At 57.3% G+C, this 24,869-nt stretch carries 20 protein-coding genes; 11 read left to right on the top strand and 9 right to left on the bottom strand.

Annotation, left to right across the window (positions count from 1 at the left end):
• Positions 1-49 precede the first annotated feature (49 nt).
• The 5 genes from mptB to MHK04_RS01825 all read left to right on the top strand — a co-directional run bounded on the left by mptB (position 50) and on the right by MHK04_RS01825 (position 5,684).
• The gene (gene mptB, locus MHK04_RS01845; RefSeq protein WP_239207674.1) at positions 50-1,774 is read left to right on the top strand and encodes a polyprenol phosphomannose-dependent alpha 1,6 mannosyltransferase MptB; all 1,725 of its coding nucleotides are present in this window, start codon (positions 50-52) and stop codon (positions 1,772-1,774) included.
• A gap of 6 nt (positions 1,775-1,780) precedes the next feature.
• Entirely contained in the window at positions 1,781-2,710 is a 930-nt protein-coding gene (locus MHK04_RS01840) for an ABC transporter ATP-binding protein (protein ID WP_239207673.1), read from the top strand.
• A gap of 57 nt (positions 2,711-2,767) precedes the next feature.
• Positions 2,768-3,532: an ABC transporter permease gene (locus tag MHK04_RS01835; protein ID WP_239207672.1), complete on the top strand. Its 765-nt coding sequence runs from the start codon at positions 2,768-2,770 to the stop codon at positions 3,530-3,532.
• A 69-nt stretch (positions 3,533-3,601) separates the two neighbouring features.
• Complete coding sequence (locus MHK04_RS01830) at positions 3,602-4,630, top strand: COX15/CtaA family protein (RefSeq protein WP_034655361.1); 1,029 nt, start codon at positions 3,602-3,604, stop codon at positions 4,628-4,630.
• A gap of 64 nt (positions 4,631-4,694) precedes the next feature.
• On the top strand, positions 4,695-5,684 hold the full coding sequence (locus MHK04_RS01825; protein ID WP_239207671.1) for a quinone oxidoreductase family protein: 990 nt from the start codon (positions 4,695-4,697) through the stop codon (positions 5,682-5,684).
• Between the two features lie 88 nt (positions 5,685-5,772).
• Here the strand turns inward: MHK04_RS01825 and MHK04_RS01820 are convergent, their stop codons facing one another.
• Complete coding sequence (locus tag MHK04_RS01820) at positions 5,773-6,717, bottom strand: heme o synthase (protein ID WP_239207670.1); 945 nt, start codon at positions 6,715-6,717, stop codon at positions 5,773-5,775.
• 347 nt (positions 6,718-7,064) lie between these two features.
• Here MHK04_RS01820 and tkt point away from each other — a divergent pair, with 347 nt between their 5' ends.
• The 5 genes from tkt to pgl all read left to right on the top strand — a co-directional run bounded on the left by tkt (position 7,065) and on the right by pgl (position 13,637).
• Positions 7,065-9,137, top strand: a complete 2,073-nt coding sequence (gene tkt / locus MHK04_RS01815; protein WP_239207680.1) for a transketolase — start codon at positions 7,065-7,067, stop codon at positions 9,135-9,137.
• Positions 9,138-9,166: 29 nt separating this feature from the next.
• Complete coding sequence (gene tal / locus MHK04_RS01810; protein ID WP_239207669.1) at positions 9,167-10,252, top strand: transaldolase; 1,086 nt, start codon at positions 9,167-9,169, stop codon at positions 10,250-10,252.
• Positions 10,253-10,351: 99 nt separating this feature from the next.
• Complete coding sequence (zwf, locus tag MHK04_RS01805) at positions 10,352-11,884, top strand: glucose-6-phosphate dehydrogenase (RefSeq protein ID WP_023021501.1); 1,533 nt, start codon at positions 10,352-10,354, stop codon at positions 11,882-11,884.
• A 14-nt stretch (positions 11,885-11,898) separates the two neighbouring features.
• A complete protein-coding gene (locus MHK04_RS01800) occupies positions 11,899-12,834 on the top strand; it encodes a glucose-6-phosphate dehydrogenase assembly protein OpcA (RefSeq protein ID WP_239207668.1) in 936 nt (311 codons plus the stop codon).
• 41 nt (positions 12,835-12,875) lie between these two features.
• Positions 12,876-13,637, top strand: a complete 762-nt coding sequence (gene pgl, locus MHK04_RS01795) for a 6-phosphogluconolactonase (protein WP_023021499.1) — start codon at positions 12,876-12,878, stop codon at positions 13,635-13,637.
• 151 nt (positions 13,638-13,788) lie between these two features.
• On the opposite strand, the gene secG is transcribed toward pgl, so the two are convergent.
• The 4 genes from secG to gap all read right to left on the bottom strand — a co-directional run bounded on the left by secG (position 13,789) and on the right by gap (position 17,370).
• Positions 13,789-14,022 (bottom strand): preprotein translocase subunit SecG, encoded by a 234-nt coding sequence (secG, locus tag MHK04_RS01790; protein WP_005324856.1) that lies wholly within the window; start codon positions 14,020-14,022, stop codon positions 13,789-13,791.
• A gap of 183 nt (positions 14,023-14,205) precedes the next feature.
• A complete protein-coding gene (gene tpiA, locus MHK04_RS01785) occupies positions 14,206-14,988 on the bottom strand; it encodes a triose-phosphate isomerase (protein WP_023021498.1) in 783 nt (260 codons plus the stop codon).
• Positions 14,989-15,025: 37 nt separating this feature from the next.
• Positions 15,026-16,243 carry a phosphoglycerate kinase gene (locus MHK04_RS01780; RefSeq protein WP_239207667.1) on the bottom strand — a complete coding sequence of 406 codons (1,218 nt, stop codon included), beginning with the start codon at positions 16,241-16,243 and terminating at the stop codon, positions 15,026-15,028.
• A 119-nt stretch (positions 16,244-16,362) separates the two neighbouring features.
• Positions 16,363-17,370, bottom strand: a complete 1,008-nt coding sequence (gap, locus tag MHK04_RS01775) for a type I glyceraldehyde-3-phosphate dehydrogenase (protein WP_239207666.1) — start codon at positions 17,368-17,370, stop codon at positions 16,363-16,365.
• 541 nt (positions 17,371-17,911) lie between these two features.
• Between gap and MHK04_RS01770 the strand changes: the two genes are divergently transcribed.
• Complete coding sequence (locus MHK04_RS01770) at positions 17,912-19,558, top strand: L-lactate permease (RefSeq protein WP_200287483.1); 1,647 nt, start codon at positions 17,912-17,914, stop codon at positions 19,556-19,558.
• 130 nt (positions 19,559-19,688) lie between these two features.
• Here MHK04_RS01770 and whiA read toward each other — a convergent pair whose 3' ends face one another.
• The 4 genes from whiA to uvrC form a co-directional block, all read right to left on the bottom strand.
• A complete protein-coding gene (whiA, locus tag MHK04_RS01765) occupies positions 19,689-20,678 on the bottom strand; it encodes a DNA-binding protein WhiA (RefSeq protein ID WP_023021494.1) in 990 nt (329 codons plus the stop codon).
• 171 nt (positions 20,679-20,849) lie between these two features.
• Positions 20,850-21,845 (bottom strand): gluconeogenesis factor YvcK family protein, encoded by a 996-nt coding sequence (locus tag MHK04_RS01760; RefSeq protein WP_239207665.1) that lies wholly within the window; start codon positions 21,843-21,845, stop codon positions 20,850-20,852.
• A 23-nt stretch (positions 21,846-21,868) separates the two neighbouring features.
• Positions 21,869-22,750 carry an RNase adapter RapZ gene (gene rapZ, locus MHK04_RS01755; protein WP_198010471.1) on the bottom strand — a complete coding sequence of 294 codons (882 nt, stop codon included), beginning with the start codon at positions 22,748-22,750 and terminating at the stop codon, positions 21,869-21,871.
• A 40-nt stretch (positions 22,751-22,790) separates the two neighbouring features.
• Positions 22,791-24,866, bottom strand: a complete 2,076-nt coding sequence (gene uvrC / locus MHK04_RS01750) for an excinuclease ABC subunit UvrC (RefSeq protein WP_023021491.1) — start codon at positions 24,864-24,866, stop codon at positions 22,791-22,793.
• Positions 24,867-24,869: the final 3 nt, after the last annotated feature.

Raw genomic sequence — 24,869 nt, 5'->3', positions numbered from 1 at the left:
GGCGGGCCCGCTGGGGTTTAAGCAATTGATTCGCGTAAAGTCATATGCCATGACAGGCAAAATCCGCGGCTTATTTTCTGGCGTGAAGGCAGAGCTGCCGCAGCTGGGTACCGCTGGTTCCCGGTCGGCACGGTTACACGCCGAAGACACGGGGGCCGCCGAACCCGATTCTCGGTTTGATTTTGTCCCCGCCAATGCGGATGGCCTCAAGCGCACCACCACAGCACAGTGGCGGACATTTTTCATTCTGCGCTGGGTAGGCACGGTAGGCTCCCTGCTCATTGCGTTCGGCGCCCTAGGCGCCGGCGCACTCCCCGTGGTGGGCAATCCCTACGACAACGTGCCCTTCGGCTCCTTGATGTCCCGCATGCTGCAAACTTCCTCCGCCATAGTAATGGTGGGAGTAGGCCTATTGGTCTCCGCTTGGGTGTTCCTCGCCCCCTTTGTCGGAACCCCCTTGCGCCAACCTCAGGACAAGGCCACCGCCCCAGCGGGTGCTCGCCGTCTGGTGACCACGCATCAACTGTGGCAAACCTGGGCGGGGTGGGTCATCCCGTTGATTTTTACCGCCCCGCTATTCACCCAAGATATCTACTCCTACTTGGCTAATGGTTCCATCGTGGCACAGGGCATGGATCCATATTCTGCCGGGCCCGTTCAATTGCTAGGGGCAGGTAATAAGCTCGCCCGCTCCGTGCCGTTTATCTGGGCTAATTCCCCTTCCCCTTATGGCCCGGTAGCACTCGGCCTCGCAGCTGTGGTCAGCGCGGTTACTTCTAACTCCATCCTCTTGGGCGTTATCACCCATCGCCTATTGTCCATCGCCGGGATTATTGTTGCTGGTTGGGCCATAAGCTGTCTCGCGCAGCGCTGCCGGGTATCTCCAGAATCTGCACTGTGGCTCGGCATCCTCAACCCGCTGACCATCTTGCATCTAGTGGGCGGAATCCATAATGAGTCCATCATGTTGGGTTTGCTATTGGTGGGCATGGAACTGGGTCTCCGCGGCGTCGACAAGCTGGATGCCTCCCGACGCAGTGCCTACCTAGCCCTGGTAGCTTCCGGTTTTTGCCTTTCCTGTGCCGGAATGGTCAAGGTTACTGGCTTTATTGGGCTGGGCTTTGTGGGCATGGCCTACGCTCGCCGCCTCATCAACGCACACGGTACGGCACGCTGGAAGGCCCTGGCCTACGCCATCGCTTTGCAAATAATCGTTTTAGTAACAACCGTTGCTCTTATTAGCGTCTGCACCGGCATTAGCTTGGGGTGGATTACCGGGCAAGGCGGGGCGGCGTCCATTCGCTCGTGGCTTTCTACGTCCACCGCCGTAGGCGTAGGTACCGGTTTTATCGGAATGCTCCTAGGCCTTGGCGACCACACCGAAGCCATTCTCACAGTCACCCGCACCTTTGGTGTTCTCGTGGCGGTAGCCTTCATGGCCCGCATGCTCTTTGCCACCTTGCGCGGCCACATCCACCCCGTGGGAGGACTCGGCATCGCCTCTTTAGTACTGGTTATCTTTTTCCCCGTCGTCCATCCGTGGTACATCCTATGGGCCGTACTACCTTTGGCCGCGTGGGCTAATAGGCTCATTTTCCGCTTCAGCGTCGTAGCCTATTCCGCAGCGATGAGCTTCTTTGTGCTGCCGCGCGGTCTCGGCCTTCCCCCCAGCACCATCATTGTGGTCTACGTGTCAGCCGCCTGTGCCTTCACTGCTATCGCCACCCTGTGGTGGGTTGCAGTGCGGCGCAGCGGAATCCGTGTCCTAAACTAATGCCACGTGAATTCCATTTCAGCCGACCGCCCAGCCCTAACCTTGGACAACGTGGTGAAGAAGTTTGGCTCCACCACTGCCGTAAATGGCCTTAGCCTCAGCGTTGCCCAGGGCGAGGTCTTTTGTCTCCTTGGCCCCAATGGTGCCGGAAAGTCCACGACGATTGAAATGTCAGAGGGCTTTCTCCATCCCACCAGCGGCACCATCGACGTCCTAGGGCTAAACCCAAGTACCGAACCAGATAGGGTGCGAGAAAAGGTCGGTATCATGCTCCAAGGCGGCGGTTCCTATTCCGGCATCCGCGTGCTAGAAATGCTGGAGCTTTCTGCCCGATACAGCGCCCAGCCTCTCTCCCCGCAGTGGCTACTAGAAACGTTGGGGCTTGAGGGGGTGGCTCGCACCCCTTATCGCAGGCTATCTGGAGGACAACAGCAACGCCTGTCCCTCGCCTTGGCTATCATCGGACGACCCGAGTTGGTTTTTCTGGATGAACCTACGGCAGGCATGGATGCACAATCCCGGTTGGCGGTCTGGGACCTAGTCCGAGCCCTGCAGCGGGATGGCGTAACCATCGTTCTAACCACCCACCTGATGGATGAGGCGGAGTCGCTGGCAGACCGCTTGGCCATCATGGATCATGGTCAGCTGGTAGCTCACGGCACCCCCGCAGAACTTACCGCCCAGACGGAATCGGCAGGGCTTAATTTCAGCACCGACATCGACGTAGATATGGAGGCCCTAGCTGCGGCGGGGATTAATGCCACCAAATCCCGTCCCCTGCATTACCGCTTGAGCCAAGCCGGCACTCCCGAGACCATCGCCACGCTCAGCGCTGAGCTCGCCCGCCAAGGAGTCTTACTGCGGTACTTAGATGCGGCCCACCGCAATCTGGAAGAGGTATTCCTTGACCTCACGGGCCGCCACTTGCGCAGCTAGCTGCAATCCCATCTTGGGAAAATATTCAATTCATTGCGTCGAGGAAAGAAGCCATTTATGAGCACTACCTTTAAACCCGGGACCTTTACTCCCGCCCCCAAGCGGACCAGCGCCGGCGCTATGCTGCTCGCGCAAGGCACGATGGAAGCTAAGCTCATGCTGCGCCACGGCGAACAGCAACTGCTCAGCGTCATCATTCCACTGGCCATCCTCATTGGTGCGGCCCACTTGGAGTCCGTTACCAAGCACGGCCTGCACGAGGTTTTCCCCATGGTGCTTGCAGTTGCGGCCACCTCTGCGGGCTTTACCGGTCAAGCTATTTCACTTGCCTTTGACCGACGGTACGGGGCCCTCAAGCGCACCGGGGCATCCGGAGTGCCGGCGTGGGCCATTATCGGCGGCAAAATCCTCGGCGTGCTCACGATGGTGGTATTCCAAATCCTTGTCTTGGGCATAGCCGCCTTCATTTTGGGTCTGCGTATCAGCCCGGGTGGGGTGTTGCTCATGCTCCTCTCCCTTTTCTTTGGCGTCGCGGCTTTTACCGCCATGGGGCTACTGCTTGGCGGCACGCTTAGTTCAGAGATGGTGCTCGCGCTGGCCAACCTCATCTGGTTCGTGCTCCTCGGCGTGGTCGGGTGGACCCTATACTCCCAGGGATTGGGCGATAATGGCATCCTCAACGTGGTCCCCACCGTCGCTCTGGCAGGCGCCCTTACCGACGCCTCCAACTCCACCTTCCCCGGCCTAGAACTCGTTTCCTTGGCCGCCTGGCTCGCCGTGACGTCGTTCGCAGCGGCCCGTTGGTTCCGCTTCGAGGGCTAAATGTGACTTTTGTCCGGTTCCGCCCGAAACAAGAGGAATTTTTATGCCCAAAATCTCCCGACTAGTAGGATGCTATGCGTGAATTACTGGACAAAAATCAAGCGCTTCTTTAAAGAAGCCGCCCCTACGCTGCAGCAACAGCGCCTCATCGCGCTCATCCTTCTCTTATGCCAGGGTGGTATTACCGTGTCTGGGTCCATTGTCCGCGTGACCGGCTCGGGACTCGGCTGCCCTACCTGGCCCGAGTGCCAGCCTGGCTCCCTTGTCCCCATGGAAGGCGCCGCTCCTGCACTGCACCAGGCCATCGAGTTTGGTAACCGCCTGCTCACGTTCGTCGTCACCGCTGCGGCGGTAGCCGCCGTCATCGCCATGCGCATGGCACGTCGGCGCACAGAGCTTAAGGTGTATGCATGGCTCAATGTCGCTGGCATTGTGCTGCAGGCGGTCATTGGCGGAATTTCTGTCCATCTCGACCTGCGCTGGTGGTCTGTAGCACTGCACTTCCTGCCATCAATGCTCTTGGTATGGCTGGCGGCAATGCTCTATTCCCGCATCTTGGAACCCGATGACGGAACGCCACGAGCACGATTCCCCCAGGCGATTCGCTTGCTCGCTGCAGTCGCAACAATTGCCCTCAGCATTGTCCTTATCACCGGCACTATGGTTACCGGTTCGGGCGTCCACTCTGGCGATTCCGGGGTCGGAATGGAAGGCCGCTTGCAGGTGGATACCGAAGCCATGGCCGTCACCCACGCCATGTGCATGTACGTCTACCTGACGCTTACCGTTATTACCATCTTCCTGCTCTATAAGAACCGTGCCCCACAGGACGCGAAGAAGGCGGGCTGGGTCCTCATCGCCTGCATCCTTATCCAGTGGGCCGTAGGCGTCTACCAGTTCTATATGAGCATTCCGCGCTGGACTGTTCCTTTCCACATTGGGCTATCCTCCTTTGTCACGGCCTATACCGCACTACTGTGGGCACACGGCGTACGCCGTACCGATGGCACCGCGGATCTCATCACCGGCTCCCCTAGCGGCGATGAAAAGTACGCCGCACGCCAAGCCTCGCTAGAAGCAGCACGCGCGACGGCTTAACGCGCAGCGCAACCAGCCGGCCGAAGTCCTGCACTCGGCCGGCTTTTTGCGCTAGCCTGGCTATATGCACGCAATTCAGGTCACAGAAACCGGCGGACCAGAAGTACTTCGCTATACCGAAGTTCCCGCCCCCACCCCGAATGACGATGAGGTATTGGTGGACGTCATCATGGCCGGCGTCAACTACATCGATACCTACTTCCGTGAGGGCATTTACAACGCGGCCACCCCACTCATTCCCGGATTCGAAGGTACCGGGCGAGTCGTCCACGACCCAAAGGGAGAAATTGCTGAAGGCACAATGGTGGCGTGGAACCAGGCCTTCGGCTCCTACGCCGAGAAGGTCTGCGTCCCGCGCGAGGGACTGGTGGCAGTCCCAGACGATTTCCAACCTGAGGTTGCAGCATCCATGTTGCTCCAAGGCATTACCGCGCACTATCTAGCGCACGGGGTCTATCAATTGGGCGAAGGTGCTTCTTGCCTGATTACCGCCGGTGCCGGCGGCGTCGGGCAAATCCTCACCCAGATGGCATCGTCGCTAGGTGCTACCGTTTATACGGTCGTGTCCACGGACGAAAAGGAAGAACTATCCTACGCGGCCGGGGCGGATAAGGTTTTTCGCTACGGCGAGGGGCTCGCCGAGCAAGTTCGCCGCTACAACGGTGACAAGGGCGTCGACGTGGTTTATGACGGCGTCGGCAAAGCTACCTTCCAGGAATCGCTAGAGGCAGTACGCCCACGCGGCACCGTCGCGCTTTTTGGTGCCGCCTCTGGCCCGGTTGAGCCTATCGACCCACAGCTGCTGAACAAGCATGGGTCCATCTTCCTGACGCGGCCTTCCATCGGCGCATGGACGGCACAAGAAGGCGAGTTTCAAATGCGCGCCCAAGCAGTCATCCAAGCTGTCATGGACGGCGACCTACGCTTTAACGTCACGGCCTCCTATCCTTTGGCAGAAGCCGCTGCGGCTCACCGCGACCTGCAGGAGCGCAAGACTACCGGCTCCATCGTTCTGCGCGTCCAAGACGGCGACGGAGACGGGGACAAGGACTAGGTTCCACCCACCTACACCTAGAGCGCGGGAGAAAAGCAGCACTGCTTCTCCCGCGCTCTTTTTGCCCCGCTCTTGGAATGGGGCACAGTTAGAATAACGTGGCCGACCAGCCCAGCATCCGGCCCAAGGGCTCCCAGCCTAAGACTGCGTCGATGGACAAACCGATAAAGAGCACCGAAAGGTAGTTATTGGAGTAAATGAACAAGCGCATCGGTTTAACCTTGGCGCCATTTTTAACTCCCTTATGCAACCGGATAGCCATCCACAGGAATACCGCACCCGAAGCAAGCGCTGCGACCAAGTAGATCCACGATGCTGCGGGGACGATGAGTAGGGTCACGATCACCGTTCCAACGGTGTACCACACGATCTGGCGAGTGACTTCTGCTTCGCCCGCCACCACAGGCAGCATCGGCACGCCGGCTTTTCGGTAGTCTTCTTTGTACTTCATGGCCAGCGCCCACGTGTGCGGCGGGGTCCAGAAGAAGATGATGAGGAAGAGCACCACTGCCTGCCACCAGCGGTCAGGCTCTCCGGCTGGGGCATTATCCCGAATTACGGCCCAGCCAACCATGGCCGGCATACAGCCTGCGAGGCCGCCCCAGACGATGTTTTGCGCATTGCGCATCTTCAAAAACTTGGTGTAGACGAAGACATAGAAGAAGTTCGTCAACACGACGAAGAAAGCTGCGAGCCAAGAATGGGCAAGGAGGCCCAGCCACAGCACGGAAATAATAAGCATTACCCAGGCAAAAATGGCTGCGTTCCGCTTCGAAATCTTCGCTCTTACGAGCGGACGAGCCCTCGTGCGCTGCATCTTTTGATCCAACTCGTAGTCCACGACGTTATTGAACGTGTGGGCGGCGCCAGCGCCCAACCAGCCGCCGAAAATGGTCGACACGATGAGCCAAATATTGTCTGACACAGCCTCCACGCCGCGCTGCGCTTGGAGCATCGCCGGGATTGCGGCCACGAGGAGGAGCTCAATGATCCTCGGTTTCGTTAGCGCAAAATAGGCCTTGATGGTCTCCAAGGAATTCCTCCACTATCTGAACGTTGGTGAACTGTGCCTCGCGCATCTCCTGCGCGCGGTCACCCCTAGCGGTCGCACATGCCCGTGAAAAAGTTCCAGTTCTCTCACTCACATTTTTCGGCGCAGGCGCGAGAGGTTACAGACCCATGTCCGCTAGATTTGGCACACGCTTTTGCGTGCTCGCGTGCACCGCTTAGCCATGCCAGCATACCGGTTATGCCTGGCTTTCTATAATTGCGCACCGCCGGCTAAAAAATTACTAGACTTAATAAAGTTAAGTACTTTTTACCTAGACGTAAGCGAGGCTTTTCGTGTCGAAAGATAAGTTGTCCCCAGAGCTCCAAACTATGGTTGAGCGCCGTTATCCGGAGGATTGGTCGGAGCTTGACACCCGCGCTATCGACACCGTGCGAGTACTAGCCGCCGACGCGGTACAAAAGTGCGGTTCCGGTCACCCCGGCACGGCAATGTCACTCGCTCCCCTCGCCTACACGCTCTACCAGCGGGTCATTAATCACGATCCCGCTGACGTGCACTGGGCCGGCCGTGACCGCTTCGTACTTTCGGTTGGCCACTCTTCCCTTACCCAGTACATCCAGCTCTACTTGGGCGGCTTTGGCTTGGAAATGGAAGACCTCGAGCAGCTGCGCACGTGGGGGTCACGCACCCCAGGCCACCCCGAGGTCCACCACACCGACGGTGTTGAAATCACCACTGGCCCCCTCGGCCAAGGTCTAGCGTCCTCCGTTGGAATGGCCATGGCGGCGCGTAAGGAGCGCGGCCTTTTCGATCCAGAAGCCCCTGCTGGTGAATCCCCCTTCGATCACTACATCTACACCATCGCCTCCGATGGCGACCTACAAGAAGGCGTTACCGCGGAGGCTTCTTCTCTGGCTGGCACGCAAAAGCTGGGCAACTTGATCGTCTTCTGGGACGATAACCGAATCTCTATTGAAGACGATACAAATATTGCCTTCAATGAAGATGTGGTGGCCCGATATGAGGCCTACGGCTGGCACGTCCAAACGGTGCAATCTGGAGAAGATGTCGTAGCCATTGAGGCTGCTGTCAAGGCTGCTCAAGCAGAAACCGATCGTCCGTCCTTCATCCGCGTAAAGACGGTTATCGGCTACCCTGCCCCGAATAAGATGAATACCGGCGGTGTCCACGGTGCTGCGTTGGGCGATGACGAGGTAGCTGCCACCAAGGAAGTCTTGGGCTTTGATCCGGAGCGCAGCTTCCACATCGATGATGAGGTCATTGCGCACACCCGCATGTTGCGCGAGCGCGGCGCAGAAAAACACTCTGCGTGGCAAGAAAAGTTCGACGCATGGGCTGCAGCTAATCCGGAGAATAAGGCACTTTTTGACCGCATGAATGCGCGCGAATTGCCGCAAGACTTCAGTGCTGATCTACCGGAATGGGAACCAGGCGAAACTTTGGCCACCCGCAAGGCTTCTGAAGCCGCCATCCAGGCCTTGGCTGCTTCTCTGCCGGAGATGTGGGGCGGTTCTGCCGACCTTGCCGGTTCTAATAACACCGTGATCAAGGGCGCGGATTCCTTCGGCCCCGCGGCCATTACTACCGATATGTGGTCGGCTCAACCCTATGGCCGCAACCTGCACTTCGGTATTCGCGAGCACGCAATGTCTGCGATTATGAACGGTATTGCTCTGCACGGTAATACCCGCGTCTACGGCGGCACCTTCCTTATCTTCTCCGAGTACCAGTACCCGGCTGTGCGCTTGGGTTCCCTGATGTCGACCGATACCTACTACGTGTGGACCCATGACTCCATCGGTTTGGGCGAAGATGGCCCTACCCACCAGCCAGTAGAGACTCTTTCTGCCCTGCGTGCCATTCCCAACCTGTCCGTTATCCGCCCTGCGGATGCCAACGAGACTGCACAGGCATGGGCGGCAGCCCTTGAGTACAAGGCCGCGCCTAAGGGCCTGGCGCTGAGCCGCCAGGGACTACCAGTGCTGGAAGGCACCAAGGAAAAGGCGCATGACGGCGTCCGCCGCGGTGCCTATGTTCTGGTGGAAGAGTCCAAGGAGACACCAGAGGTCATCCTTCTTGCTACAGGCTCTGAGGTGCAGCTGGCTGTCGCTGCCGCGAAGGAGCTAGAGGCAGCTGGAACGGCGACCCGCGTTGTGTCCGCACCCTGCCTCGAGTGGTTTGATGAGCAGGATGACGCTTACCGCGAATCTGTGCTCCCCAGCAAGGTGCAGGCGCGCGTTTCTATTGAGGCCGGTATTGCAATGTCATGGCATAAGTACACCGGTTCCTTTGGCCGCAGCATCTCCATTGAGCACTACGGCGCATCTGCTCCTGCAGGCGAGCTCTTTGAAAAGTTTGGATTCACCACTGCAGCGGTAGTTGAGGCGGCACAGGAGTCCCTAGCCGCCGCGAATAAGTAACCCCTAACAGGACTGGATAAGGATAAAGCATGAACCATATCTCGGAACTTGCCCAGCTGGGAACCTCGACCTGGCTTGATGATCTTTCTCGCGAGCGTCTCGTTTCCGGCAACCTCAAGGAAATCATTTCGACCAAGTCCATTGTGGGCGTGACCACCAACCCAGCGATTTTCGCTGCGGCGATGACCAATGGCACCGCTTACGACGCCGAGCTGGCAACGCTAAAGGAGTCAAAGGCCAGCGCCGATGAAGCGGTATACGCCCTTGCCATTGAAGACGTTCAAAATGCGTGTGACCTTTTTGCGGATATTTACTCCTCCACTGATGGGGCAGATGGCCGTGTATCCATAGAGGTCGATCCGCGAATTTCGGATGACCCTACCGCCACACTCGAACAGGCCCGTGAGCTGTGGTCGAAGGTCGATCGCCCTAATGTCATGATCAAGATTCCAGCCACCACCGGCTCCCTCCCAGCAATTGAGGATGCCCTGGCGGAAGGTATCAGTGTCAATGTCACCCTCATTTTCTCTGTGGAACGCTACCGCGCTGTCATCGAGGCCTTCTGTACCGGTCTCAAGCGTGCCGCCGAGTCCGGAAAGGACGTCGCAACTATCCACTCCGTAGCGTCCTTCTTCGTTTCCCGTTTGGATACCGAAGTAGACAAGCGCTTGGAGGCCATTGGCAGCGAGCAAGCCCTAGCACTGCGGGGCAAGGCGGGCGTCGCCAATGCACAGCGCGCCTATGCCCTCTTCCAGGACACTTTGCTTGACGACGCCGACTTGCCAGAAGGCTCCCACCTTCAGCGTCCATTGTGGGCTTCGACCGGTGTGAAAAATCCCGATTACCCAGCCACCTTGTACGTATCTGAGCTGGCCGGTCCGCATACGGTCAACACCATGCCGGAAAAGACCATCGATGCGGTTCTCGACCAAGGCAATCTTCACGGAGATGCCCTATCGGACAGCCGCGAGACGGCAGAAGGCGTCTTTGCCCAGCTAAACGAGGTTGGCATTGATTTCGACGATGTCTTTGCCGTGCTAGAGCGCGAGGGAGTAGAAAAGTTTGTTGCCGCTTGGAATGAACTACTTGCTTCCATCGAGGAACGACTCGCGTAAACTAGCCGTGTGACTTGTGCCCCGCCGAAAATTCGGCGGGGCATTCTGCCGCTAGAATATTAGCGAGCTAAAAGCCCATAAACTCAGGAAGGATTCTTCGTGACCGACTCAGCCGCTTGGGTCAACCCCTTGCGCAATGCCAGCGACAAGCGATTGCCGCGAATCGCAGGACCCGCGGGCATGGTCATCTTCGGCGTTACCGGTGACCTAGCATATAAAAAGCTACTGCCCGCAATCTACGACCTAGCGAGCCGAGGTCTCTTGCCCGCTGGTTTTACCCTGGTGGGTTATGGTCGCCGTGACTGGGACAAGGTCGCATTTTGTGACTACGTTCGGTCAGCTGTAGTGGCGGGCTCGCGCACCGAATTTAATGAAGATGTCTGGCAGCACCTGTCGCAGGGCATCGAATTTGTCCAAGGTTCCTTCGATGATGCCGGCTTCGATCGCCTCTCCGCCCGCTTGGGCGAGCTAGACCGAGAGCGAGGAACCGGCAGCAACTGGGCATATTACCTTTCCGTTCCACCGGAGTTTTTCTCCAATATCTGCCACCAGCTGGAGCGGGTGGGCATGGCCAACTCCGTTGCAGACTCATGGCGCCGCGTCATCATTGAAAAGCCTTTCGGCCATGACCAGGAATCTGCACGCAAGCTCAATGAGATTGTCAACGCTGTCTTTCCTGAGTCCGCGGTGTTCCGCATCGACCACTATCTGGGCAAAGAAACGGTACAAAATATCTTGGCTTTGCGCTTTGCAAATCAGATTTTTGAGCCTATGTGGAATGCCCACTATATCGATCACGTCCAAATCACCATGGCTGAAGACATCGGCCTAGGCGGTCGCGCTGGCTACTATGATGGCATCGGCGCAGCTCGAGACGTCATCCAAAACCATCTTTTGCAGCTCTTGGCCCTCGTCGCGATGGAAGAACCGTCGTCCTTCGAGCCGGAAGAATTGCGGGCTGAAAAGGTAAAGGTCTTGCGCGCTACCCATGCCGTTCACCCTCTGAATAAGACCACTGCTCGCGGCCAATATTCCGCGGGGTGGCAAGGCTCCGAGTTTGTCAAGGGGTTGCGCGAGGAAGAAGGCTTCGATCCGGAATCCACAACGGAGACTTACGCTGCTTGTACCTTGGAAGTCAACTCCCGCCGCTGGGGAGGAGTACCTTTCTACCTGCGGACGGGCAAGCGCTTGGGCCGCAGAGTGACCGAGATTGCGCTAGTTTTCAAGGCGGCTCCTAACCAGCCATTCGTCGATGGTCAAACCGATGCGCTGGGCAGAAACGCGGTCGTTATCCGCGTGCAGCCGGATGAGGGTGTCACCATGCGCTTTGGTTCCAAGGTGCCCGGCTCCACTATGGAGGTGCGCGACGTCAATATGGACTTTGCCTACGCTGAGGCCTTTACCGAGGAATCCCCGGAGGCCTATGAGCGATTGATCTTGGATGCCCTCTTGGACGAGTCTTCGCTATTCCCCACCAATGAAGAGGTAGAACTTTCCTGGTCGATTTTGGACCCCATCATCGATTACTGGGCCGAAGCAGGGCAGCCCGAGGAGTACCGCGCTGGCACCTGGGGACCCGAATCCGCCGATAAAATACTGCGTCGCCGGGGTCACTCCTGGCGCCGCCCATAGGAGGGACGCAGACAATGATTATTCCATTGCCCAATACCACTACGCGTGAAATCTCCAAGAAATTAGTAGAGGCGCAAGAACATTACACCCTGACTACCGGCCGAGTGCTCACTCTAATCGTGGCGGCCCGTGAGGATGATGACCTTGAAAGCATTCTCGCTTCCGTGCGCGATGCCTCCCACGAGCACCCGTCACGAGTGTTGGTCGTAGTAACGGGAGACCCGCAGGTCGAAACCCACCTTGATGCACAGCTACGCGTGGGCGGCGAAGCAGGTGCCTCCGAGATGGTCATCATGAAGTTGCACGGTGCTTTGGCAAACCAAGACGAAGCAGTAGTCACGCCGCTGCTACTACCTGATACCCCGCTGGTCGCTTGGTGGCCTACTCTGTGCCCACCGGACCCTGCCTCCAGCTCGGTGGGAAAGTTGGCGCAGCGCCGCATAACTAACGTTGCCTTTGACGGACGCGTGACCGGCGAAGATCTTCGCACCCTATCTGCCGGGTACACGCCGGGTGATTCCGATATGTCTTGGGCTGCCATCACCTTGTGGCGCGGTGTCGTTGCCTCCGCCTTGGACCGTCATCCCCACGAGCCGGTGAAGTCGGTAGAGGTAGCAGGTCCGGCCGGCCACCCAGCCCCGGATTTCGCCGCTGGATGGTTGCTCGACCGCTTGGCAGTTCCCGTACATCGCACAGTGGCCGACTCCGAGGATGACCACTTCCCAGTGACTCATTTGCGGTTCAATCGGGAGACAACCCACGTAGACGTCGATGTCATTGACGAGCGCACGGTGCGTGTGTGTGTTCCGGGTTCGCCGGAATCCTTGGTGAGCCTCAATAAGCGCTCACAAGCTGAGGTGCTTTCTGAAGAACTGCGCCATTTGGATGCCGATAAAACCTATGCACAAGCGCTCCGTGCACTAGCCCAGGTAGACTACAGTAATCAGTAAACGGCTTTAATCTGAATCTTTGTAAAGGATAGCGATACATAATGGTAACTCTTCACCGCGTGAGCGATGTGGATGACCTTATCTCCCAGGCCGCACTGAAATTCGTGGATACCGTAGCGCGTATCCAAGCATCGGGTGGCGGCCTCCACGACGATGGTGTCGCGCGTGTTGTCCTCACTGGCGGCGGAGCCGGAATTGGCGTTCTCCACGAGTTGGCCCGTTTGGATTTCGCCGCCCAGCAGCAAGGTGAAAATTTTCCTGCTCAGCGCATCGATTGGTCGCGTGTTCACGTTTTCTTCGGCGACGAACGCAATGTACCCGTTTCCGACGCAGATTCTAATGAGGGCCAGGCGCGCAATGCGTTGCTCAACCACGTAGATATCCCAAACCAAAATATTCACGGTTTTGATCTGGGCGCGGTGTCTATGGAAGCAGCGGCAAGCGCATATGAACCAGAGTTGAAGGAATTTGCCCCTCATGGTTTCGACCTACACTTACTAGGCATGGGTGAGGAGGGCCATATTAATTCCTTGTTCCCGCATTCCTCCGCTATTCGGGAGCAAGAAGAACTAGCTGTTCCCGTCCACGATTCCCCAAAGCCGCCCAGCGAGCGCATTACCCTCACCCTTCCGGCGGTCAATAAATCCGATCGCATTTGGCTCCTTGTGGCCGGCGAAGCCAAGTCGGAAGCGGCCAAGCACGTGGTAGAGGGCGCTGCGGCCGAGGAATGGCCGGCAGCCGGCGTACACGGTAGGAAGGAAACCGTTCTCTTCCTTGCCGATGACGCTGCTTCCGAGATATGAGCAGGCAATCCGCAGTGTGCGTGCGGGCACATTGCTTTTAGCGCCTGACGCCAATCGAAAAGCGCCGGCACCGCTTCCCCACTTTCAGATCCCCTAGGAAAATTAGTGGTAGGAAGCTAGTGCCGGCGCTTTCGCTATCCTGGCTTTTCGCTTAAGCGAAGGCTTGGATCAGGTTTAGGCCCACAATGCAGGCCAGCCAGATGATAACCATCACCACGGTGTAGCGATCCAAGTTCTTTTCCACGACGGTCGAGCCGGAAAGGTTCGACTGCACGCCACCGCCGAAGAGGCTGGACAGGCCGCCGCCTTTACCTTTGTGCAGCAGCACGAAGATGGACATCAAAATAGCTGCGATGACCAAGATGATTTCCAGTGCCAAGACCATGAGGATAATCCTTATTTCTAACGTGCGCCTTGTGGTTGACTCTTGCCACCCACTAGCGCGGAATCGTACTTTTAGGCTTTGCGTCCAGCAAAGCAGTCACACCGGCCCACTGTACACGATGGCGCGGGCCGGAACCATTCCAACCCGCGCCGAACGCGAACCTGTGACAGGTGATATCTCCTGTTAGTTCAGGGCATTAGCTGCGTTGGCAGCCAACTTGGCAAACTCTTCGCCCACCAGGGAGGCGCCACCGATGAGGCCGCCGTCTACGTCTGGCTTGCTGACGATCTCCGCAACGGAATCAACCTTGACGGAACCGCCGTAGAGAATACGAATGCCTTCCGCTACCTCGTCACCGGCGAGCTCTTTCACGAGCTCGCGGATGGCGGCACAAACCTCTTGTGCGTCGTCTGCGGAGGCTACCTTGCCGGTACCAATGGCCCAGACCGGCTCATAAGCAATGACGGTCTTGGCAAGCTGCTCAGCGCTAAGGCCAGCCAAAGAATTACGGGTCTGGTTAACCACGTAGTCCACGTGAGTACCGGCCTCGCGAACGGCCAGTGGCTCGCCTACGCACACGATGGGGCTAATGTCATTATCCAAGGCTGCGGCGGCCTTTTCTGCGACGAGCTTATCGGTCTCGCCATGATACTGACGGCGCTCCGAGTGTCCCACGACTACCCAGCTGCAGCCGAGCTTGGCTAGCATTTGACCAGATACCTCGCCGGTGAAGGCGCCAGACTCATGCTTAGAGATGTCCTGCGCGCCGTAGGTGATCTGCAACTTGTCGCCTTCTACCAGCGTCTGGATGGTGCGAATATCGGTAAACGGGACCATATAGGCCACGTCGACCTTTTCGTAGTAGTCCTTAGGCAGGGAGAACGCAAACTTTTGAACGGAACCGATAGCCTCGACGTGGTCGAGGTTCATCTTCCAGTTACCTGCGATAAGTGGCGTACGTGCCATGATTTTTCCTCTCTTTTAGCAAGTGACTCAGCAGATTTTAGGCTTCAAGGACGGAGACGCCCGGAAGCTCCTTGCCCTCTAGGTACTCAAGGGAGGCGCCGCCACCGGTGGAGATGTGGCTAAAGCCATCCTCGTCCAGGCCGAGCATGCGCACGGAGGCCGCGGAATCGCCGCCACCGACAACCGAGAAGGAGCCGTTGTTTTCGGTGGCGTCGATAATAGCCTGCGCGACGCCCGCAGTACCCTTGGAGAAGGCCTCCATTTCGAAGACACCCATCGGACCGTTCCAGAAGACGGTCTTGGAAGAAGCAAGCACCTCTGCGAAGTGCTCCACAGACTTTGGCCCGATGTCTAGGGACATCCAGCCCTCTGGGATGCCGTCGAGCTCGACAACCTGGTGTTCCGCATCCGCTGCGAACTTGCTTGCGGCAATGAGATCCACAGGAAGGACCAGCTTGTCACCGAAGCGTTCGAGCAGCTCCTTGCAGTTATCAATCTGGTCTTCTTGCAGGAGGGACTCCTGGACGTTGTAGCCCTTGGCGGCCAGAAGGGTGTAGCACATGCCGCCACCGATAATGACCTTGTCTGCCTTATCTGCTAACGCCTCAATTACGCCGAGCTTATCCGAGACCTTGGCGCCGCCAAGTACTACTACGTATGGGTGCTCCGGCTTCTGGGCCACGGTGGAAAGGACGGAGAGTTCCTTTTCTACGAGCTTGCCTGCGTAAGCCGGCAGGCGCTTTGCGACGTCATACACAGATGCCTGGGCACGGTGGACAACGCCAAAGCCATCGGAGACGAAAGCGCCATTATCGGCTGCCAAAGCAACGAGCTCATCAGCAAATGCGCCGCGCTCCGCTTCATCCTTGGAGGTCTCGCGAGGGTCGAAGCGGACATTTTCCACCAACATGACATCGCCATCGTTGAGCCCGTTCGCACGCTCATGAGCGTCCTCGCCAGTGACATCGCCGGCCAAGGCAACGTACTGGCCAAGAGCCTCGGACAGAGCTTCAGCGACTGGGGCCAAGGAGTACTTAGGGTTTACCTCTCCCTTGGGGCGGCCAAGGTGCGCGGACAGAATGACCTTAGCGCCGCCTTCCGCCAAAGCCTTGATGGTGGGAAGAGAAGCGTTAATGCGACCCGGGTCAGTAATGTTTCCTTCTTCATCAAGGGGAACATTGAAATCAGAACGAACAAGGACGTGACGAGATTCGACGCCTTCCTTGAGAAGATCATCCAGAGTCTGGAAAGCCATTATTTTCTCCTTCTTAAATTCGGATTGTTCACAAGGCTGTAGATATAAGAATACCGACCGCGACACAATGCCGTTTAGGCTTGCATCGGGGCCGGACTCTCATTATTAAAGCTCTAAGTTTAGAGCTTGTCTGCCACCAGGCTAGTCATACGTACAAGCTGGGAGGTGTATCCCCACTCATTGTCGTACCAGCCCAGAACCTTAACAAGGTTGCCGTTGGAGACCTTGGTCATGCCGGAGTCAAAAATGCAGCCGTGCGGGGAGGTTACGATATCGGTGGAAACCAGCGGGTCCTCGGTATAAGCGAGGGTGTCCTTGAGCTCGCCTTCAGCAGCTTCCTTCAGGGCGGCGTTAATCTCTTCAACGGTTACGTCGCGGGAAGCGGTAAACGTCAGGTCGGTAGCGGAGCCGGTGATAACTGGAACACGCATGGCGTAGCCATCCAGCTTGCCTTCCAGCTCAGGCAGTACCAGGGAGACAGCCTTAGCTGCGCCGGTGGAGGTAGGCACCATATTTACAGCAGCGGCGCGGGCGCGGCGCGGATCCTTGTGCGGTGCGTCTTGGATGCGCTGGTCGCCGGTGTAGGCGTGGACGGTGGTCATCAAGCCCTTTTCGATGCCGAACTTGTCATTGAGGACCTTTGCCATCGGCGCCAGGCAGTTGGTGGTGCAGGATGCTGCGGAAATAACATTGTGGTTTGCCGGATCGTAGGTGTCAGAGTTAACGCCATAGACGAAGGTTGCGTCTACTTCCTTGCCCGGAGCAGAGATGATGACCTTCTTAGCACCAGCCTCGAGGTGAGCCTTGGCGTCATTGCCATTGGTGAAACGGCCGGTGGACTCGATCACGAGGTCTACGTCGTATTCGCCCCACTTGAGCTGCTTCGGGTCCTTCTCCGCGGTGACCACGATGCGGTGACCATTAACGGTAATGGATTCATCATCATGGGTAATCTCGCCATCGAAGCGGCCCAGTACGGAGTCGTACTTGAGCAGATTAGCCAGCGTACCGTTATCGGTCAGGTCGTTTACTGCAACAACTTCGAGGTTGTTGTCGCCCTGAGCGACTGCACGGAAAAAGTTGCGGCCGATACGGCCAAAGCCATTGATACCTACGCGGATAGTCACTGTATTTCTCCTCAAAGAGTCGAGTAAATGTGCGTATGGGTATGTGCGCGGGCCCTTCGATATATTCGGTGCTTGAGAAGCGCCCGAGCGTTTTCCCTTACAGTGCCGATACTACCGAGCGTTTTTTAACAGTGCAGTGCCCTAGCAGCCTTGAGAACTATCGGATGACAGATTATCCAAAAGAGCGTACACTTTGCCGATCCTTTTTATTTCTCCGCCATAAACCCGCTGGATACGCCCGAACGCGTGGGTTTATGTGGCCTTGACGCTGTTAACGTGAAATATATCACTGTATAGCTTCCAGGGTTACGCCCGCCTCTGTCCGGTCGGACATTTCCGAGCCTCAGTCCTGATGGCAACCAAGTCGACCGAATTGTTTTCGCCTCGACCATCACACGATATGCTTTCAATACTCACTGGCTCACATTCGCGTTTCAGTCCACTACATCTGTTCCAGCGCAATCGTTGGTCACCGTGAGAATGCTTCAGGTGCTCGTTATTCTTCAACGGGCAGGACCACCGTAGAACCCAAGGACGTCTCTTGTTCGAAATTAATACCTCTGCTGTGGGTGACAGCCTCGGGCTTACCGCCCTGGTGGCGATTCTCCCTCTCATCGCATTCTTTATCATGCTGCTCGGCGTCAAAGCGCGCGCACACACTTCTGGCGCCGTCGCCCTCGCAGTATCCCTTCTTATCGCCATCGTCGGCTTTTCTATGCCGGTAGATATGGCCTTGTCCTCCGCCGTGCGCGGCGGCCTTTTCGGACTACTTCCCATTGTCTGGGTAATCATTACCGCAATCTGGTTTTATGAAATCACCGTCGCTTCAGGACGCTTCGAGGACCTTCGTAAAACCTTCGACCTTCTAGGCGATGGCGATATTCGCATCCAAGCAATTCTTATCGCCTTTTGCTTTGGCGGCTTGCTAGAGGCCCTCGCCGGCTTCGGCGCACCCGTAGCCATTACCGCGACCATGATTATGGCACTCGGTGTAAAGCCCCTACGCGCAGCAATCGTAGTGCTCATTGCTAATACGGCCCCGGTTGCTTTCGGCGCGGTGGGCATCCCAGTGACCACCGCTGGCGAGGTCGCTGGACGCAGCGCTGAACAAACCCATGATATTGCCGCACTTATCTCTTTGCAGGTGCTCATCATCGCCGCCGTCGTGCCTTTCTTGATCGCCTTTATTTTGGACGGTGTCCGCGGCGTCAAGGAAACTGCGCCGGCAGCCGCAGTGATTGGCGTTTCCTTTGCCTTGGCACAGTGGCTGGCCGCAACGTTCTTTGCTTACCAGCTCACCAATGTTATCGCCTGCATCGTTTCCCTGGGCTGTGCCTTTGCCTTCCTCCGAGTGTGGAAGCCTAAGGGTGTTAAGGAGCTGCGCGAGCGCCTCGAGCTGCCCGCCGCTGAGTCGACCACTGACCTGAATGGTCGCCGCATTTGGATGGCGCTACTTCCCTACGCTGTAGTAACTATTGTTTTTGCTGTTGCTACTGCGGCCCCAGCCATCTTTGGTTTCCTCAAGCTCCACTTTGCTTGGCCTTTGCTGGATGACGCGATTATCGACGCCGACGGCAACCTTATGGACACTAGCTTCAGCTTCAATGTCTTTGGTAACCCAGGTACGCTCCTGCTGCTCTCGGGCATTATCGTTGCGGTTGTCTACCACTTCTTTAATGAAAATGGCCGCTACAGTCTCAGCTTCGGGCAGCCGGTCAGCGCTTTTGGGGACGTCGCCAGCCGCATGAAGTTCTCGGCCCTCACCATCATTCTGGTGCTGGCATTGGCTTATACGATGAACTACTCCGGCCAAACGATTGCTATTGGTGAGTTCGTCTCTTCTGCGGGCGGCATCTTCGCACTCTTCGCTCCGGTACTGGGCTGGATTGGTACCGCGGTCACCGGCTCCGATACCTCCGCCAATGCCCTCTTCGCCAACCTGCAGGTAGCAGCGGCCGAGCGTATCAGCGTGAACCCGGACCTCATGCTGGCCGCTAATACCGCAGGCGGCGTTGTGGGCAAGATGATTTCCCCGCAGTCCCTCGCTATTGCGGCCACCGCTGTAAAGATGGAAGGCAAGGAGTCTGTCATCCTGAAAAACGTAGTGGGCTACTCCGTGGTCTTCTTGGCCGTTGTGTGCATCATCGTATTCTTGATGACCAACGCCCTAGGATTCCTCGTTCCCTAGGCATCTAGCTCTCCCTGGCTAGCTGGTTTCCCCACCAGCTAGCTATCACAGAGAAAACTCCCCACAGTGACGGCTACCGCTCAGGTATCCGCGCTGCGGGGAGTTGTGTATGTGCCGGTGATTGCGGCGTTTAGGACTCTTTGAAGAGGTCGTCGGTGATCGCTTGGTTAGTATCGGGGATATCAAGCTCTTCCGCTCGCTTATCGGCCATAGAAAGCAAGCGGCGAATACGCCCGGCTACCGCATCTTTAGTCATGGGAGGCTCAGCCAAGCGGCCCAATTCTTCCAGCGAGGCCTCACGGTGCTGCACGCGCAGGCGTCCTGCATCAGCAAGGTGCTCGGGGACGTCATCACCAAGGATCTCCATCGCTCGGTCAACGCGGGCCGCCGCGGTGACTGCAGCACGAGCCGAGCGACGGAGATTTGCATCATCGAAATTGTCCAAGCGCCGGGACGTATCGTGCGCCTCTCGCTTGACGCGCTTCTTTTCCCAGCTTAATCGCGTTTCTTGCGCGCCCATACGGGTCAACAGTGCCCCAATGGCATCGCCATCGCGGACAACGACGCGGTCTTCCCCGCGGGTCTCCTTAGTTTTGGCAGAAATGCCCAAGCGGCGGGCGCAACCCACTAGGGCCAATGCCGCCTCCTGGCACGGGCACGTAACTTCAAGCGCAGAAGAACGACCCGGCTCCGTGAGGCTGCCATGGGCTAGGAAGGCTCCGCGCCACGCTGCTTCGCTATCAGCGACGGTGCCGGAAATAACCTGCGGAGGAAGCCCCACTACCGCATGGCCGGAGCGGGTAATAAGGCCGAGACGGCGCGTAAGTTCCTTCGCCCCGGTGGAAATGCGCACCGTAACTCGGGATTTCTTCGTGGTTCCTGCTGGGCCCGCTACGTGACTATCAGCGGAAATCCCATAAAGCTCATCGAGTGCAGCGATCACGCGCCGCGCAATAGCGTGGCTTTCTAATTCCAACTCATAGGCCATGTTGTCGCCGGAAATATCTAGCTCGCCGGCGAATCGCAGCATCGCGGCTAGTTCGGCAGCGCGAGCGGACTGGCGTGGCACAACGACAGCCGTCAATTCTTCTTTGACCTGGTCGGTCAATGGTGTGGTCACCTAGTTCGCCCCATTTCTTTTCTCACAGTCACAAGATATACGCACAGGCCAGGGCCACTATGCAAGGCCCGGTGCGGTGAAAGGATTTCTGCCATCATACCGCGCGCGCTCAGGCACCGCGCAGTCGGCCGAACCCGAACGACGCGAGCGATGGGACTTTGCCGAGATGTATCAGCTCCGGTTGGGATCGCCAGTGTTGCGATAGTCCGAATACAGGTCGAGGAGTGCCGCAGACAGCTTCTCCGGATCGTGTTTATTGATGCTCCGACCATTGTCATCAACTTCGCTCACATCCGCGAACGTGGCACGGGCACCAAGGGACTGGGCGGCGCGCTGGATATACACGCGCTCACTATCAGTAGGCAAAGCCGTCCCGTCCACCAGAATGCGATCAATGCGCAAATCCGGAGCGTGCTGAGAAAGCACATGCAAATGGCGCTCTGCAGAAAAACCATGCGTTTCGCCCGGCTCGGCGGAAAGGTTTAAAACAACTACGCGCAGCGCATCAGACGCAGAAATGGCTTCCACGACCTCAGGCACGAGAGTATGTGGCAATACCGAACTAAACCAAGAACCCGGGCCAATAGTAATTAGGTCCGCGCGCTCAATGGCATCGAGGACATCCGGATTTGCTTTGGGGTTTTCCGGCACGATGCGCACACGCCGGACTTGCCCCGGTGTGGAGGCAACCGCGACCTGCCCCCGGACTTGGCGCATGACACGGGGGTCGTCGTCAAGCCCGGCTACTTCCGCCTCAATCTCTAAGGCTTGGTTGACCACAGGGAATACCCGGCCCTGGGAATTAGTAAGCTCTGCGATGGTATCTAACGCGGCCTGGTAATCACCGAGCACCTCGGTCAACCCTGCAATCATTAGATTGCCCACCGCATGCCCCGCCATTGCACCGGTGCCTCTAAAACGGTGCTGCAAGGTACGCGCCCAGAGGTCACCCACCGGATCACTATTAGCCAACGCAGCTAGCGCCATGCGCAGATCTCCAGGCGGGATTATTTCTAGCTCGCGGCGCAATCGGCCGGAGGAGCCACCATCATCTGCAACAGTAACAATGGCGGAAATGTCGCCTGCTCCGCTCAATCGGGCGGACAAAAGAGTCTGATAAAGTCCATGGCCGCCTCCTAGGCAGACCATGTGTGAAGGATTGGTCATAAAAGCGTTAAAACTCCTGCGCTCTAGCCTCGAGCAATATCCCTGTGCAAGGTGCTGACGTCCAAAATGTCATTGTCCCGCAACCGTGCCGCAATAGCCTCTGCTACGGCAACGGAGCGGTGATGGCCACCCGTACAGCCCACGCCTAAAGTTATGAAATTCTTCCCTTCGTGCCGGTAACCATCCAGCATGGTGGAAAACATCCTTATGAAATTATCCACGAATTCCTGTGCCGCTGGCTGTGAGAGCACATACTGAGCAACCGGCTCATCCGTGCCACGGTATCTACGCAGCTCTGGTACCCAATAGGGATTGGGTAGGAAACGCACATCAACCACCAAGTCTGCATCGCGGGGTGAACCATTTTTAAAACCAAAGGATTCAACGGTCACATGCTGCTTTTCATTTTGCATCTCACCAAACGCCGCCTCAATAGCACGCCGGAGATCATGAATGGATAGGTTGGTGGTGTCAATAATGATGTCTGCATGAGCTCGCACGTCTGCTACTGCTTGACGCTCGCGTTGAATGCCTACCTTGAGGGTGTCGCCCTCCTGCAATGGGTGGGTGCGCCGTACTGAATCAAAACGACGAATGAGCACATCATCACGCGCATCCAAAAAGAGCACAGTGGGCTTCATATGCAATTCTGTGAGCTCTTCCATAATCTCTAGCAGAGACCCTGGAAACATGCGCGAGCGCACATCCGTTACGGCAGCAACCTTGCCCACCGGAGTTTCTTCCTGGTTGCACAGCTTAAGCAGATCCACAATGGCGCGAGGCGGAATATTATGGGCCACATAGTAGCCCTTATCCTCAAATACTTTGGCAGCGGAACTCAACCCGCCGCCGGACATGCCGGTTATCAAAATGGGTGGAGTTTCGAAATGCGTCATGCCCCTCAGTCTAGCGCTTTAAGATTCGCCGCTCCTAGGAGAATGCCCCTTATTTACCCGTAGAATCGTGCAAATTCTCGTACACGGTCTGGGCTAGCTTTGGCCCAAAGCCATCTACCTCACAGATCTCTTCCACCGTGGCGGCCTTGAGCTTTTTCACCGAGCCAAAATACTTCACCAGATCGGTGCGCCGCTGCGGACCTAGGCCCGGAACGGAGTCGAGTACTGAAGAGCGCATTCGCTTAGAGCGCTGTTGCCGATGATAAGTGATGGCAAAGCGGTGCGCTTCATCGCGAATTTGCTGCAGGAGAAAAAGAGCTTGCGAGTTTCGCGGCAAAATGACCGGCTCATCATCACCGGGAACCCAAATTTCCTCGAGGCGCTTGGCCAGGCCCACCAAGGTCACATCCACAATGCCCAACTCATCGAATACCTCTTGAGCTGCGGCAACCTGGGGTGCGCCGCCATCCACAATGAAAAGCTGCGGTGGATACGCAAAGCGTCGGCCTGCCTCGGCAGATTCTTCCGCCACTTTTTCTTCCGCGAAAGAAGACTCTTCTACTTCCTCATCCGGTTGGGCCAGCTTGTCTTCCTTATAACGCTTAAACCGACGGCGAGTGACTTCTGCGATAGATCCGACGTCATCAGAGCGGCCATCGCCCGCTGCCTCTTTAATGCGGTAGCGCCTATAGTCCGACTTTTTGGGCAAGCCATCTTCAAAAACCACCAAAGAAGCAACCACATCTGTGCCCTGAATATGGGAGATATCGGTACATTCGATGCGCAATGGGGCTTGCTCCATGCCCAAAGCCTCTTGAATATCTTGCAAAGCCGCCGACCGGGCGGTGAGGTCTCCCACCCGCTTGAGCTTGTGCTGGCGCAACTGCTCCTTGGCGTTTTTCTCCACCGTGGCCATGAGCTGTTTTTTATCGCCGCGCTGGGGAACGCGCAGGTCCACCTGGGCACCGCGCAGTTCCTCTAAGAGGGCGACGACCTGATCGGGTTCATCCGGCAGGGCCTGCACCAAAATTTGGCGTGGGATGACTTGGACACGGCGGGACTTCATGTGCGATTCCTGGTCCACCCCGCGCCGTTTTACGTCCGCAGCAAGCGCGGCGTCCTCGCGCGCCTCCTGCTTCTCGCGCTCCACTGCATCCGAATAAAACTGGATGAGGAAATTTTGTACCAATGCCGGCAGCGCGGGATCAGGCTGGCCTTCTTCCAAGGGCTCAGAGCTAGCTTGGTCACCGGCGCGTTCTACTACCCACCCGCGCTGCCCGCGAATGCGTCCGTCACGCACATGGAAAATCTGTACCGCTGCTTCGAGTTCATCCGAGTTAAAAGCAATGAGATCGGCATCTGTACCGTCGGTGAAGACCACGGCCTGTTGCTCCATGAGCTTGTCAATAGCGCCCAAGTCATCGCGCAGGCGTGCGGCGCGTTCGAACTCTAGATTCTCGGCGGCCTGCTCCATGTCATGGGTGAGTTTGCGGCGGACTGCACCGGTGTTTCCATTCATGAATGAAACGAGTTCATTGACGGTATCCCGGTGTTCTTCCTTGCTTACCCGGCCGATGCAGGGCGCATCGCATTTGCCGATATAGCCCAATAGACACGGTCGCCCAAGGCGCTCGTGCCTGTTATAAACGCCCTTGGAACAGGTGCGCATGGGAAAGACGCGGGTGAGCAGGTCTAGGCTTTCACGCACGGCCCAAGCATGGGAATACGGGCCGAAGTAGCGCACGCCTTTGCGGCGAGGGCCGCGGTAGAAAAAGGCGCGAGGAACTGTTTCTCCGACCGAAACCGCGAGCATAGGATAGGTTTTATCGTCGCGGTACATGACGTTGAAGTGGGGATCAAAGCGCTTGATCCACGTGTACTCCAACTGCAAGGCTTCTACCTCGCTGGCCACTACCGTCCATTCCACGGAATTGGCCGTGAGCACCATTTGGCGTGTGCGCGGGTGCAGCTGAGTAATGTCCTGAAAATAGTTCGATAGTCTCGCGCGCAGATTCTTGGCTTTGCCCACGTAGATTACGCGGCGGTTTTCATCGCGGAACTTATAGACGCCCGGGTCAGTGGGAATGGTTCCCGGAGCCGGGCGGTAGGTAGTGGGGTCAGCCAATTG

Source organism: Corynebacterium nasorum (genome assembly GCF_022345765.1).
GTDB classification, from domain to species: domain Bacteria; phylum Actinomycetota; class Actinomycetes; order Mycobacteriales; family Mycobacteriaceae; genus Corynebacterium; species Corynebacterium kefirresidentii.
The sequence above is the reverse complement of the archived record's forward strand: the minus strand, read 5'-3'. Positions and strand labels throughout refer to the sequence as shown.

Coding starts and splice junctions, on each gene's coding strand:
- mptB (WP_239207674.1), top strand. CDS start 50: ATGACAGGCAAAATCCGCGGCTTATTTTCTGGCGTGAAGGCAGAGCTG.
- pgl (WP_023021499.1), top strand. CDS start 12,876: ATGGTAACTCTTCACCGCGTGAGCGATGTGGATGACCTTATCTCCCAG.
- secG (WP_005324856.1), bottom strand. CDS start 14,022: ATGGTCTTGGCACTGGAAATCATCTTGGTCATCGCAGCTATTTTGATG.
- MHK04_RS01835 (WP_239207672.1), top strand. CDS start 2,768: ATGAGCACTACCTTTAAACCCGGGACCTTTACTCCCGCCCCCAAGCGG.
- MHK04_RS01825 (WP_239207671.1), top strand. CDS start 4,695: ATGCACGCAATTCAGGTCACAGAAACCGGCGGACCAGAAGTACTTCGC.
- MHK04_RS01800 (WP_239207668.1), top strand. CDS start 11,899: ATGATTATTCCATTGCCCAATACCACTACGCGTGAAATCTCCAAGAAA.
- tpiA (WP_023021498.1), bottom strand. CDS start 14,988: ATGGCACGTACGCCACTTATCGCAGGTAACTGGAAGATGAACCTCGAC.
- MHK04_RS01830 (WP_034655361.1), top strand. CDS start 3,602: ATGCTATGCGTGAATTACTGGACAAAAATCAAGCGCTTCTTTAAAGAA.
- tal (WP_239207669.1), top strand. CDS start 9,167: ATGAACCATATCTCGGAACTTGCCCAGCTGGGAACCTCGACCTGGCTT.
- MHK04_RS01760 (WP_239207665.1), bottom strand. CDS start 21,845: ATGACCAATCCTTCACACATGGTCTGCCTAGGAGGCGGCCATGGACTT.
- tkt (WP_239207680.1), top strand. CDS start 7,065: ATGGTTGAGCGCCGTTATCCGGAGGATTGGTCGGAGCTTGACACCCGC.
- MHK04_RS01780 (WP_239207667.1), bottom strand. CDS start 16,243: ATGGCTTTCCAGACTCTGGATGATCTTCTCAAGGAAGGCGTCGAATCT.